The organism is Labilibaculum filiforme, assembly GCF_002843315.1.
Taxonomy (GTDB): Bacteria; Bacteroidota; Bacteroidia; order Bacteroidales; family Marinifilaceae; genus Labilibaculum; species Labilibaculum filiforme.
On record NZ_MVDD01000002.1, the window covers coordinates 470,484 to 486,114 of the forward strand.

General features: G+C 35.3%; 5 protein-coding genes. 1 reads left to right on the top strand and 4 read right to left on the bottom strand.

Features of this window, described 5'->3' with window-relative positions:
• Positions 1–39 precede the first annotated feature (39 nt).
• From BZG02_RS04565 to BZG02_RS04580, 4 genes are all read right to left on the bottom strand, one after another.
• Positions 40–1,035: a PorP/SprF family type IX secretion system membrane protein gene (locus BZG02_RS04565; RefSeq protein ID WP_101260213.1), complete on the bottom strand. Its 996-nt coding sequence runs from the start codon at positions 1,033–1,035 to the stop codon at positions 40–42.
• A 252-nt stretch (positions 1,036–1,287) separates the two neighbouring features.
• Positions 1,288–11,445: an Ig-like domain-containing protein gene (locus BZG02_RS04570; protein WP_101260214.1), complete on the bottom strand. Its 10,158-nt coding sequence runs from the start codon at positions 11,443–11,445 to the stop codon at positions 1,288–1,290.
• A 335-nt stretch (positions 11,446–11,780) separates the two neighbouring features.
• Positions 11,781–13,166, bottom strand: coding sequence for an aminopeptidase P family protein (locus tag BZG02_RS04575; RefSeq protein WP_101260215.1), 1,386 nt, complete (start codon positions 13,164–13,166; stop codon positions 11,781–11,783).
• A gap of 143 nt (positions 13,167–13,309) precedes the next feature.
• A complete protein-coding gene (locus BZG02_RS04580) occupies positions 13,310–13,765 on the bottom strand; it encodes an Lrp/AsnC ligand binding domain-containing protein (RefSeq protein WP_101260216.1) in 456 nt (151 codons plus the stop codon).
• A gap of 387 nt (positions 13,766–14,152) precedes the next feature.
• On the opposite strand from BZG02_RS04580, the gene BZG02_RS04585 reads away from it, so the two are divergent.
• On the top strand, positions 14,153–15,631 hold the full coding sequence (locus BZG02_RS04585) for a cobyric acid synthase (protein ID WP_218972139.1): 1,479 nt from the start codon (positions 14,153–14,155) through the stop codon (positions 15,629–15,631).

The window sequence follows — 15,631 nt, forward strand, 5'->3', positions numbered from 1 at the left end:
GCCCTTTCTTTATATATTTTATTCAATTTACCAGTAAATTTAAAACACTGGAGAGTGAACCGCTTTCATTTTTCTTTTTCTTTTACTTGTATCAAATGCTAATGGAAATGAGAAGGAAACCTCATGTGCACCAGTATTCGTATGAATTAGCTTTGTAATAGCATAATCGTAACTATAAGCAACTTTAAACCTTTCGGTAACAAAACCAACCATGGCAATAAAAGAATCGTAATTCAATTCGAAATTCTGATTAAACCACAATCCAAATACTATAGAACTCTTGCTAGCATACAAACCGTAATTCATTTGAGAAAAATCGCCTTGTTGTTGAAATAATAAAGCCGGAGCAATTATCCATTTATCCACATAACTTCGACTTCTTCCTCCCAACACAAATTCAGCACCTGCATGAAAAGTATATTTCGTTTCTAATTGATCTTCCATTTCATCATCAAAACTAAGATCTGGCTTTGCAAGGTGATGAGCTGCAATACCAAAATAAAAATCCTTGTAATACGCAATTGCTCCCAATGAAAAATCCCATCCGTCTTTTCTCCTATTTGCAGGATCACTATTATTATTGTGCGGATATTTATTTCCATAAATCGGTGAAATCTGATCCGGAAAAACCAAATTTGACCAATCTACTTTTTTCTGCAAAAAAGAAGCTTGAATAGCTGGTCGTATAATTAACTCATCATTAATCCTCAAGTAAAAAGAATACATCGCCGCAAAATTTGTCGTTTTAAGAGCTCCGTCTCCCTGATCATCCTGAATAACCATGATACCAATTCCACCGTTTATCGCTTCATAAAAATTATCGAATGAAACACTATAAGTAACGTATGGCAAATCTAAATTTGGCCATTGATTCCTATAGTTTAAACTTACATTGGAGTAATTGGTTGAACCTGCTAAAGCTGGATTCAAATAGAGTTTATTAGCATAAAATTGCGAAAAACGAATATCCTGAGCTTTAGTCGTAGATACAATTCCTGCAATTAATATACAAAAAGCAAATAACGCCTTTTTCATAACTATTATCGTTAAAGTTCTCGATGAGAGAATTTTCAATTAGTGGTTAATTTAGTACTATACGCATCGAATTTTATTTTGTTAACAAAATTCGACATTTTTTTATTTGTGCAATATATACTAGTGGAAACATCTACAAATACAGCCACAAGTAATAGATTCATTACGTGCGTTTTGAACATCTTAAACGACAGATCCCAAAACGCACGTAAATTAAATTCATTTTATTAAGAAAACGAAGCTTTTCACCAATTATCTTATCAACATAAAGGTTCCTTTATTGGTAAGCTCTCCATTTATAAATACGATCCACACATAAGCTCCGGCTGGACAAAGTTTCCCTTTGTAGGTTCCATCCCATCCGCCTTTGTATCCTTGTTCATTCGTTTTATATAATAACTCGCCCCAACGATCATAAACATACATCTCAAATTTTTCAATAATAGAGAATCTTGCATCAGCTTCGGAACCCATATTTAGATTACCATCACCAAGATAAAATACATCATTAATATTATCGTTAGCTAGAGGTAAAAATGCATTTGAAGACTCTATCCCAACTGGTTTCACTTCAATATCGACAGAGTCAATTGCAACACATCCCAAATTATCTTCAACCTTCAGCGTATAAGTGCCTGTTTCAGAAACTTCAAAACTCCGAAAAATACTACCATCTTGCCACTCATAAAAGTAAGGTTCATAATACGATGGAAGATTTGTTGCTAATGTCAATGTTTGTCCTTCAAAGATTATCACTGGTATCTTTACATATATCGTTTTCCCGTCAACGATCTTCGCTACGGAGTCGACAACTAATTTTTGCCCTTCATAAAACAAATTGTCTTTCAATCCTAAATTCATTTTTGGATTGATTACGAACAATTGTTCATCACCACATTTATAATCATTGGAAACTGTTAATAAATATTCCCCTGGATTTTCAATTGTTCTTATTGGAAAAGTATCATCATTATCATTCCAAACAGGATTTTCCAATCCAGTGAGATCTACCTCAAATTTATCACCATAACAGCCAAATCTATCCTCTCCTACTGTAGGATCAGCAACGATGGTAACTGTTACTTCACCAGCAGCATCACAACCGTATAAATCAGTTACACTGATGGCATAAGTATGAGTTCCCTCAGGAGCATCAATAATCTGAGGACTGCTAATGTCTGAATGATCTAAATGATCTGGATTAGTCCAACTAATCACATCCTTATCTCCAACAATATCAGTTTGTAAAACCAACTGATTACATTGACCCACAGTTGTGTCGTTTATTGTTGTTACCACAGGAAGAGGAGCAACTGAAAGGTTTAACAAATCAATTCCTTCACATCCATGCTCATCCTTAACCATTGCTAACAATACTTGAGATTTTCCAGGAGTAAATATCGGATTCATTGAATTACGATTATCCAAATTATCTGGCAATACCCTGTTGTTATCCTGAATTTTAAACCATTGAATATTATCCTCATCGGTTTTAGCAGTCAATGGTGTCGGATTACAACTACCAACAGTAATATCATCGGTAACATCAACAACAGGTAAAACATCTACGGTTAGATCTGTAATTGGCGTCACATTTGAGCAACCATACTCATCAGTATATGAATAGTGAACTGCATAAGTTCCAGCTCCACGTTCAGAAGGATTAAATACTGTTTCAGAGATTCCATTTACCCAATAAATTCCTCCGGTATGATTACCTCCAGTTAACTCAAACTCTCCTTCACAAACTCCTTTCGAATCCAAACTTGTTAAATTTACAATAGGAAGTTGATTTAAAATAACAGCCGAATCAACTCTTGACTTACATCCAGTTGCTAAATCGGTGATTTCAACAGACAGACTACCTAGAGGATCTTCCTTCCAAGTAACTCTGGTTTTCGCTCCTTCTTCAGGTCCAGCAAATATTCCACCATTTACATTCCAATTGTACACATCAGCATCAACCTGATTCAGTACATAAGTAACACGATCTTCTTTAGCACATAGTACCATTCGACCATAAATTGCAGTATTAGGAAGTGCATTTACAATTAATCTGGTTGGTTTCGTAGAACGATAATCGGTACATTCATCAGACAGAATACAAGTATAATAACCGCTGTGAGCAACTTGTGCTGAATCTATGGATAAAGAATTTGTATTGGCTCCTGTAATTACTCCAGGAACATCTACAACATCAACTCCATCCACTTTCCACTGATAACTTACATTATTACCTATCGCATCGGCCGTGAACAACACATCTTCACCCATACAAACCTCCATATCAACCATATCAGATAAGACTTGCAATTGAGGAGTTACATCTAATGTAATCTCAGGACTTAATTCATCTCCACAACCAGAATATACTCTGCAATTATAAGAGCCAATGTCTGTAAGTTGAATGTTTGTTAAGCTTAAAGTCTCACTTGTTTTTCCTGCCAGATCAATACCATCTTTTCTCCACTGATATTTTAACTGTTCTCCTTTATATTCAACGTTAAACTCAACTAGTGGAGTATTTTCACACACTACTGTATCGTTAGATATTGAAACAAATGCTGGCAATTCAATTACTTCCAGTTTAGCTTTGGTAGAAACATCTCCACAAAGACTAGTTACCTGAACCTCATAATTACCTTCATTACTTAAAGCAAGAGCATCGTAATGAAGAATTTTCTGATCGGAAACATCCACACCATTCAAAGTCCATTGATAAGTCATTACTGCTGTACCATCAATTCCAGCACTCCAATCCAAATCAACACCTTCACACAAAATACGATCCTCTATAGGAGTAACTAAAGCTGTCTGAGAATAAACTCTTACTGTAGTAGTTTCTGAAATCACAGTAACACCTTCTCCTTCTATTTCACATTTATAAATAGCAGCATCAGTTAGATCAACTGCAGAAATAAAATAATTCAAACTTGTTTCTCCTACTATCTCAACGTCATTTTTAAACCATTTAATGGATGTAATTTGACCAGAAGCAGTAATCGACAAACTTAACGGATCGCCAACACATTTTTCTTCCAAAGCAACCAAACCAGAAGTAATACTAACCGGTTCTTTAACGGTTAACTTACCAGAAGCTAATCGTTGACCACAAGTACCAATAATTTTACAAGTATAGTAACCAGCATCAGCCATTGCAATATTAGTAAGGTTAATAGTTGGTCCTGTTTCAGCAAGAGGAACTTTTGTTCCATCAGCTAATTCGTGAGTCCAAGAAAAAACCAAATCAACACCACTAACATCTACTGTCATTGTGTGATTATCGCCTACATATTTTACAACATTCTTAAGTGTTGCATGAAGAACTGTGTTAGGATTAACCAGTAATGTAGTTGCTTCTGAAGCAACACCACAACCCGTTGTACTAGTTATATTACAAACAACATTATAGGTTTGAGAAGTATTTAGATCGAAAGCTAACACCGCAGCAGCATCAATAATCAATTCCGAAGAATTAACCCCTTGATCTACTCCGTCAACCAACCACTGATAGTTCAAACCAGCTCCTGTTGCAACTGCCTTAAACACAACATCGTTTCCTGCACAAACAGTTTGTGATGCAATTGGGTCAAGCATTAAGGTTGGATTTACAACCAACTCCCCTAAAGAAGCATCCGAACCACATTTATTACTCACCGTAACTAAATAGTTACCAGCTTCTGTTAATTCAGCTGTTCCTAAGTCCAAAGAATTTACTGTAGTAGTTACTTGCGTAATATGATCATTTAATGTCCAAACAGGATCATTATAGGTTCCACTTACTACAATTGGTCCAAGCTCCAGAGCATCTCCCTCGCAAACTGCTGGTATCACTTCTATACCTGTAGTAATTTCGGGTGCACCTATAACGCTAATAACTATTGTATAAACAACAACCGCATCACAAGAACTTGATACTGTACAAGTGTATGTTCCTGCATCAGCAGCGGTTAATGCATTAAATTTAAGACTTGCTTTATTTCCAACTGGAGTTCTTGTTGCATCCGGATAGGTCCATACGTAAGTTGGATTATCTCCACTCACTTTTGCATTAAGCGTTAGGTCTGTTCCCAAGCAATAAGCTTCTGATGGTTTCCAAGAATTTATTTTAACAATAGGATCATAAACATTTACAAAGCCAGAAATACTTTGAGAAGAACAACCATCTGATACTTCCACTTTATACAAACCAGTTTCTGTCGATGACAAACCTGGGATAGTATAAGTTGCAGATGTTCCTAATACTGTAGGATCACCATCTTTCGTCCAAGAATAACCAGGAGTCCAATGTCCATCAATATTTGAAGTAGTAACAGTAAGTTCTTCTTTAGGAATTTCACCCACACAAGTTTCATTTCCATTTGTCCAAGCATTCAAAGCCAAATCTGTATAATGATCGATAGCAAACTCATCCGTTTTTACAGGACAAACACCATTACCAACACTAACTTTATAATTTGCATCGGTAGCATTTGCTGCGGTTAAAGTTAATTGAGAATTAGTTCCCAAATTAGTTGCCCCACGATCCCATGAATAACTATATGGTCCTGTACCCGCAAGATTCTGAATTTTAAAATGAGTTCCTGTCCCACTACAAAGCGTTACATCAGCAATCTCATCAAATGTTACTGGAACAAACACATTTACTTTTACAGTATTTGATACATCCGGAGTGGTTACACCAAAACTTACAATACATCTAAATTCCCAATTTTTCATTGGTTCTGTAATTGTAGGTAAATTAAGTGTTGGGTTTCCATTGGTCATACCTCCAGTAGTAACATCCACAAAGGCATCAGAACTACTTTCACGATATACCCAATTATATACAGAACTAGCTGTAGCAGATACAGTAAAACTACCACCAACTGCACCTACACAAGCATTAAAGCCTTTAGGTTGTACTAATATCTTCACATTAGCATCAATTTCTAACAACGCAGGATTACTAATCTTTGGAGTACATGCATTATCTACAACACATCTGTATTTATTTGTATCGTATGTACCTTTATCGATACCAGTCATGATTAAAGTTGCACTTGCAGCTCCCGAATAAACTCCCCCGTTAGAAATATTAGTCCATGGACCAGTACCATCAACTGACTCTTGCCATTGATAAGTAAGTGTTGGATCGCCACTAGCAACTACAGAGAATGAAGCATCACCACCATCAGCAATTTTAACATCATCAGGATGATCAGTAATTAGTACTTCCTCCTTAACTATCAAACTTGCTTTATCGGATTGCATATCATTACAATTATCACCCGAAACAATACAATAGTAGTTTTGACCATTGTTCGCCAATGGATCAGCAATTGATAAAGTAGATGAATTTCCACCAACTACATTATCATCTTTATCATACCATGTATATACCAAAACACCATCACCAGTAGCCGCTACAGTAAAAGTTGCAGGTGCTACACTAGCACAAATTTCTACATCTGCTGGTTGACTTGTAATGGCTACATGTTCTTTCACATTCACATTAAAAATACGTGTATCTCCATCACAACCGTTCAGACTATATACCTCACAAGTATATGATTTATTATCCGAAGCATCCGCTACACCCAAACTTAATGTTTTAGATGTACCAATTATTACTCCCGGAGTACCAGTCACATACCATTTATATGCCACTCCATCTCCTGTTGCATTCACAACTAATGACAATGGCGATCCCGCACAAGGTGTTGGATTTAAATTAGAGGTAGAGGTAATTTTAATTGGCTCATAAATTGTAACCAAAACATTAGTCGTAACAGCATCACAATAATCAGTTGTTACTTTAGCTACATAAGTTCCTTCGGAAGTTGGATCGGTAGCACCAGTAATAGTATAATTAATTCCATTACCATATTTTACAGTTTCATCAGCATTCCACCATTCTACTCCATTATAATCACTTCCTACAATTCCAATAGAAAGAACAATATCCCCTTCGCAGGCAACCACTGGATCTACCGGAGTAATTGTTGGTTTTTCATGTACAATTACACGATAGGTCTTAATTGGACTTTCACATTTACCAACAACTGTAGCTGAATATAAATATGATCCAGAAGAAGTATGTGCATCTAACTGAATAGAATTTCCTGATCCAATAATCACGCCCCCAGCATCTTTCCAAACAATTGAATAGTCAGTAGGCTTTCCATTAATCTCCGAATTTAGCAAACTAAGCAAAGGTTTTTCCCCTACACAAAGATCAACTATTTTATCAGTAGCATCAAATAAAGCAACATGAGCATTCACCTTCAATTCTCGTCGAATAACCACATCGGTTCCACATATCAATTCAACAGTACAATAATAAGTACCAGCTTGTGCTAAACTAACATTGGTTAAGCTTAAAGTTTCAGTAGTTCCAACAATAGGACCACTAGTCGCATCATTAAATCTCCATTCAAAAGTTGGATTACCTAAATACGAAATTGTTGTTGAAAAATTATCTCCTTCACAAATAGTTACAGCCGCTGCCGTTGTAGGAGAAGTAACCGCTTCCTTCGTTAAATTCGCATTATCAGTTTTGCTGTTTCCACACTGATCGGTAACAACAACTGTATAAGTTCCTAGATTTGAATCCTGAACATTTAAGATCTCTAATTTATCCGAATTGGTTCCAATAGGATTACCTAAATTATCTGTCCAAGCATAAGTAAGCACTGAACCAGTAGGAATAGAAGAAATATCCGCTTCGAAAGTTACATTTTCACCTATACAAGTTCCAACATCTTCCACTGAAAGTGTACCAAAATCAGAATACATTTTTAGGGTAGGTTTAAATGAAACTGGAGTATCACATGAGCTACTCACTAAAAACTCAAAATCACCTTGATTACCTGCATCTACTGTGAAGGTATAAGGATTAGTTATTGTTTTTATTGTTCCTCCCGGCTCTATAACCTGATAAACATACACAGCTCCATTATTAACAACATTGAAAGTTGCTGTTACAGCAGTTGCATTACAAAATGGACCATATTTATCTAAACTAAAACCTTTTACCTCAATTTTAGGAGTAACCATTAAATCAGCTGCCGAAAATTCAGAATTACATTGATTAGTAACATCCACTCTATAATTTCCTGCATCTGTAACTTTTACATCCGACAGATTATAAGAGGACAAGTTATTTGTAATTGGTGCTCCCTCTTTTGTCCATGAATAAGTATAAAAATCACCTGGATATTTCATGGTAACACTAAAGGAGTGATTTTTCCCTGCACAAACAGTAGCATCAGCTAAAAGCTTATCAAACTCAACTAAAGGAATAATATTTAAATCAAATACAGCCTTTCCAGAACCATTCACACACTCTATTGTTTCAGATGCAATTGTGTAAACACTTTTCACTTTCACTTTAAAAGTAGATTCACGATCTAAAATTGAAGCTGTATAATTCAAAACATTTCCTGTTTCGGATAATAAGTCAGAATCTCGCTGCCAAGTATAAACCAAGGTACCATCGCCTGTTGCCTGTGCAGTAATTATAATATTTTTACCTACACACAAGTTATCGTTAGATGTTAAACTAACTAGCTCTGGTGTTGACAATACATTTATTACCACTTCATCAAAAGCAACTCCACAACCATTTCCTGCTTCGCAACGAACAGTATAAGTTCCTGTTGGATAATTAAATAAAAATGATTTTCCTACTGAAATTGGTGACGTGTCGCCATTAATATACCACTTAACTTCGCCTGCATCGCCAGTTACTATTGCGTTTAAAGTAGTACTAGCTCCAGAACAAAAGTTAACCTTATCGGTCTCAATTCTAACCGTAGCAGCCTCATCAACAAAAACAGTTAAACTTACATCTACTGTAGCGTCTGATGTTGCACAATCCTTATATTCTGGCTTAAACCCAATAGTACATATATATATACCTTCTTGAGCATCTTGAGGATTCTTAAATGTTAATTCATGTGACTTAACACCATCAAATAATGTTCCATTCACTAAATCAACACCATCTTTTGACCAAGAATAATTGTACCAACTAGTATCTCCATTTGAAACATCTAAGGAATTGGCAACCCCTTTACAAAAATGAACTTCTCCATCTTTAACAGTGCTAAAATTGGGTATTACCCTTGCAGTGAATGTTTCAGTATCCTGAACCGCCTGAACAAAGGATATACTATCCAGAGCAAAAAATGTATCATTAGCATCAAGATTCTGATTGAGTATCTTAATTGTAGCCTTCCTTTCTGTTCCTGGTTTCCAAAGAGCTGAAAAAGATTGCCACTCTGTAAATTTATCTATTTTAAAATTTTCAATAATTACTTCATCATTAATTAACACCTTAAGTGATTGACTAGAAGATGCATTTTTTTGAGCTAAACGCCCGTACATTTTAAAAATATAACTAAAATTTTCTTCTACAGGCAATTCGTTCACCTGATAAACAACTTCTCCCTGTCTATCAGAATATCCTAAAAACATCCTTCCCCCGTCCATTGCACTATAATCAGCTAAAGCAGGATTTTCTGTTACAGGACTAGATGCTAAGGCAAAATATCCAGGATCAACAAGGTTACCAGTTACAGGCATACCGTAATCAGACTCAAACCCGTTAAAACCATCAGAAAAATCACCATTAAATAAAAGGTCCAAACTTGGATCTCTGTAATATCCTATAACATGATAGAGAGTTTCAACATCTGGCGCTGGTACAACCAAAGGTCCATTCTCAATAAAAGGTTCTGTTGAATCGTTTACGTACCATTCGTAAAAATCAGGCAATGGTTCCACAAGAGAAACACCTATGTTCTCATCATAACTTTCACAAACCAAACTTAATTCTGTGTCTATATTTAGCACCGGATGAATTGGTGATACTGCTTTTGTAAAACCAGAATAATATCCTGCGGCACCCAAAGTATTCGAGCTCGCTGTCCAAGCAACGTTTATAGCTTTACTCCCAGTAAAACGACAATCGCCACTTATACTAGGTACCTTGTAATAAACCCATTCTGTTGTTCCTGTCACATCCTGAGGATTACTTAAAGATACTCCATTACGCTGTACATCTACATTCTTTTGCGCCAAAACCGTAACCGTTGGATTTATAAGACCTCCATCCCCAGTAGTAATGTGATCAGCGTTAGGAATCACTACCTCCTTAATTCCCAAACCTGTGAGTGGGGGAATAAAATTAAGTCCAATATTGGTCCAGTCATTATTGGTACCACACATGGTTTGATAAACATATACATCTTTACCTTTAGTATCGATATAAAGTGTTGGTATTGCAGTAGGATTAACAATATCATCTAAAATGATAAAATCACCAGCTTTAGCAAGTGTTCCTTTATTACTTCCATTTGCCCAAACTTGAGTATTATCTTGAGTCGCTACAACAATCGTTCTTTCCTGCCCAGCATGATAAGCATTCGAATTTGGTTCAGCTTTACCTTCTCCTTTCATTACGATATACTTATCTCGTACCTGATCGACCGGAACAATTTGGTCAAAACCAATATCTTGAGAAGGCTTTGCCCCAGCTGTCCATGAACCGCAATTCACAACAATCTTTTGTTTGGATGTAATATGAGTTCCATTCAGTCCGTTTCGAACCATCGAAGATTCGCTATTAAACTTATTAGCATGCAAATTTACCCCAATAACGTAACTTTGCCCTTTACTCAGTGTTCTTGTTATCTTCTCAGAAGGATCTATTGATTGCAAAACCACTTTTCCTCCTTCGTATTTTGTAATATACTTGCATTTAATTCCAGAGAAACTGACTTCTGTTTGCCCATCTTCAACAGCCATTACCGAAATAAAGTGACTTCGAATAGGATAGCCTCCACTATACGAAGGATCTGAGTTGTTAATTGTGTGACTATACAAATGCCCCGAATAAAAATCTTGTCCTTTGGCATACGCTCCTTTTGCAGAAAGAGAACCTCCATGCGTTAAAGCTCCAGATTCTCCACCATTACTAAACCCATGTCTTATATTCGCAAAGAAAGGACCATCATACGAATAAATCCTTAACCCTTGCCCATCTATGGGTTTGTTAAGATCCTTAGGACCAATAATCCCATACGAATAACTACATCCATCAGGATAAGTACTCGAATTATGGGAACCATATGTATCTCCTCCTGGAGTAGTAAAAATATAAGTTTTACTTACATTACGACTAATTGTAAACGGTCCTGCAACTGTCTTTCCCTGTCCATCTTCAATAAAAATCTTAAGGTCTTTTTCAGAATTGGTTGACAAGAATACTTCTTGTTTCCCCACCTGAGCCGAGCAGTAAAACGGCGGCACATAATGTTCGTAATCGTACTGCGCCATCCCACTAAATGGCAGAACAAACAATAAACCAATTAAGGTTAACTTAAACATCTTCACTAATTGAGTAGAAATTTTACCATTCCTCATATCATTAAAATTCAAAGTTAGAACGAAATTAATTTGCAATGAAAGACACTTTACATCGAATAAACAACATAAAATGAATCAATCAAAACAACTCACAAAACTATCTAAGCAGATAGTCTTAAACAGTTTCAATTAGAACCAAGTAGAAATTAACTGATCACTTACTTAGGTTCTAAAAAAAGCTCCACAAACTATCTCCTTAAACTGATAAAAGTTAATTTTTGTTACATATTGACTATAAAAATTCAAATTTAAGTAAAATTAAACGGATTAACTATAATAAAAAAGGCGATACTCTCTAGGAATACCGCCTCTCACAATAATTTATGTGATATTTAACACATTATTTTCTCAACCTCCTCAACGCTAACAGGAATTCTTTTACCAATCAATCTATTACCATCTTTGGTCACTAATACATCATCTTCCAGACGAATTCCACCAAAATTACGATATTCATTTACCTTATCGTAATTAATAAAATCTAAGTGCAAACCTTCCTGCTTCCATTTATCCATTAATGCAGGAATAAAATAAATTCCTGGCTCATTCGTAATCACAAAACCTGGTTTCAATTCTTTTCCCAATCGAAGATAAGCGGTACCAAATTGATCAATTCGTTGTACTTTTTCATCGTATCCAACCAAATTCTCCCCAAAATCTTCCATATCGTGAACGTCCAGTCCCATCATATGACCAAGACCATGAGGCATAAATAATGCATGAGCACCAGCCTTTACAGCATCCTCAACATTTCCTTTCATTAAACCAATTTCTTTTAAGCCCGAAGCTAAAACTTTACAAACCTCTAAATGAATACTTTGATAAGTAACTCCCGGACGTATCAGTTCATTCCCTTTATTAATTCCAGCCAAAACAATTTCATATACTTCTTTTTGCTTTTGACTAAATTTACCTCCAACAGGAATGGTTCGAGTATTATCCGAAGCATAATGGGTATCCGTTTCAGCACCACTATCAACAAGTAGTAAATCTCCTTTTTTAAGCAGATTCCCATGTTCGTGGTTGTGTAATGTCTCCCCTCTTTTCGAAACAATAGCAGGAAATGAAAGAAGTCCTCCGGCCCGTAAAGCAATAGCTTCACATTCTCCGGCTATTTCTCTTTCATAAACGCCATCCTTAGCCATTTTCATTGCTGTTGTATGAATTTCGTAGCCAATTGCAGCTGCACGTTCCAATTCTTTAATTTCATACTCATCTTTTATTTCACGAAGCGAAATTACAGCCTTCACAAATTCCTCCGATGCATTCTCTTTAATAGCATTCAAAGGTGTTCCTAACATTTCATGAATCAAGATTTTATTCTCGGCACGATACACCGGCAAAAAATGAATTTTTCGACCTGCTTTAATTGCTTCCGCAAGTATAGAGTTTAAATCATTAAATGGAGCAGTATGCTCAATACCAAAACGTGCTGCTTGTTCAACAACACTTGGCTGAGGTCCCATCCAAATGATATCATCAATATCAACATCATTACCAAAAATATAATCTTTATTATTATCGATATCAAAAACTCCTGCAAAACCAGGATGATCAATACCAAAAAAATACAAAAATGTACTATCCTGACGATAATGATAAACATTACCGGCGTAATTCATTGGCGCTTCAGGATTACCTAATACCAACGCAATTCCGTCTTTCATTATTTCGCGTAATTGGTTACGTCTTTTAATATATACTTCTTTTGGAAACATGTTTAGTTATTTTTTAAGTGTTTTGTATTAATGAATTCGAAAGATACAAAAAAGAGAGGTATTTGATAAAGGATTAAGAGTATTTATACATACAAAAAAAAGGCTTCCATTACTGAAAGCCTCTCAATTTGATAATTTTATTGTTATAGTTTAATTTCTCGATCAACGGTTTGATCCAAAGAAATAAATGTTTCTGTTTTTGATATTCCAGGAATATTCTGCAAAGTATTAATTAAAATCCCCATTAAATGTTGATTATCTCGACATAACATTTTCACCAAAAAAGTGAAATTACCCGTAGTAAAATGACATTCTACAATTTCAGGTATTGCATCGATTTTCTCAACAACCATTTTGTATTGATGTGCATGATCTAGCGAAATACCTACAAAAGCACAAACCTCGTACCCTAAAGCTCTTGGCTTAACGATAAACCTAGATCCATCAATAATTCCAGCATCTTCAAGCTTTTTAACTCTTTGATGAATTGCTGCGCCAGAAATTCCGCACTCTCGCGCTATTTCCAAAAATGGAATTCTTGCATTTTTAATCAGATAAGATAAAATCTTCTGATCTACTTCATCAATATGAACTTTCATTAGTTTTATGATTTAGATATAAATAGTTGGTAAATGGTTACATGAATTATAAAAAAAACAGGATTAAAGAATAAAAATACCATACGAACCATATTTTTACACTCCGAAGAAATTCTTGAATTCGAACCATTTGTTACAAATCATTACAATATTAACAAAATTATTAATAATTCATAAGTAAATAAATACCAGAACACCATATTTACAATATTTAGAACCAATTCACTCAAGCCCAATTTTCCAATTCTAATGTAAATAAACCAACTAAAATTCAACGAAATACTGCTTTACAACAAAAACAACTCCATAAAAAAAGACTAATTTTGAAAACTAATTGAAATTTTCACTCCTATCTAATATAGTGAATTGAATTGAAAACAAGTCCTTATGATTAAATTAAGACCACTAATGTTTGTAGGAACTGGTTCTGATGTAGGAAAAAGCATTGTGAATACAGGATTTTGTAGAATCCTTAAGCAAGATGGCTACCAACCAGTTCCATTCAAGGCTCAAAACATGTCCTTAAATTCTTTTGCAACTCCAGAAGGATTTGAAATTGGAAGAGCACAAGCAGTTCAAGCAGAAGCCTGTGGTTTGCCATGTCACACAGATATGAATCCGGTTTTATTAAAACCAACCAATGATAAAAGTTCACAAGTGGTTTTAAATGGGAAACCTATTGGTACCCAAACCGCTGTTGAATATTTTATGGGAAACAATAAACTTGCATTATTCGACGAAGCTAAAGCTGCATTTCATCGTTTAAATAAAAAGTATAACCCCGTAGTTTTAGAAGGAGCTGGCAGTATATCCGAATTAAATTTAAAAAGTCGCGATATCACAAACATGCGAATGGCTGTTGAGGCCAACGCAGCTACCTATTTAATTGCTGATATTGATAAAGGTGGGGTTTTCGCAAGTGTTTATGGCAGTATTCAATTACTTGATGAAGAGGAACGCAAACAAATTAAAGGGATAATCATCAATAAATTTAGAGGAGACATAAAATTATTCGAAGATGGAAAAAAAATTATTGAAGAACTTACCGGCAAACCAGTAATAGGAGTTCTTCCTTATTTTAAGGATATTCATATTGAAGAAGAAGATTCGGTAAGTCTTGATAAAAAATTTAGAACATCCAGCAAAGAAAAGATAAACTGCGCAGTAGTTATTCTACCCAGGATGGCTAATTTTACCGACTTTAACGTACTAGAGCACGATCCAAGAGTACATCTTTTTTACACAAACAATCCATTAGAGATTGAAACTGCTGATGTCATCATTATTCCAGGAAGCAAAAATACCATTTCTGATCTTCAGGAACTAAAGCAAAATGGAGTTGCTGTATCTATTGTAAAAGCTCACAAAAACGGAAAAAAAGTAATAGGAATTTGTGGTGGCTTCCAAATGATGGGCGAAATAATAAGCGATCCGCTTCAAATTGAAGGCAATATACCTAGCATTGCCGGTCTGGGTATTCTGCCTGTAAAAACAAATATTACCAACGAAAAACTTACAGAACAATGCTCATTTAAATTTAAAGATTCGAAACAGGATTGTATTGGATATGAAATACATATGGGGGAAACCGTTGCTGTCGGAAATAACATTCCTTTATGCACCTTTCCTAACGGAAAAACAGATGGTTATTTTCTTAACCAAAACTGTTGGGGTAGTTACATTCATGGTATTCTAGATAACAAAATTGTCACTCAAGATCTACTATCCGGATTTAATCTGGAACAAGAAAGTGATTTTAACTATCAGGAATTTAAAGAAGAGCAATACGATAAACTCGCTGGATTAATAAGAGAAAACATAGACATGGACTTATTTTACAGCCACTTAAAAGAAGAAGAAGAATAA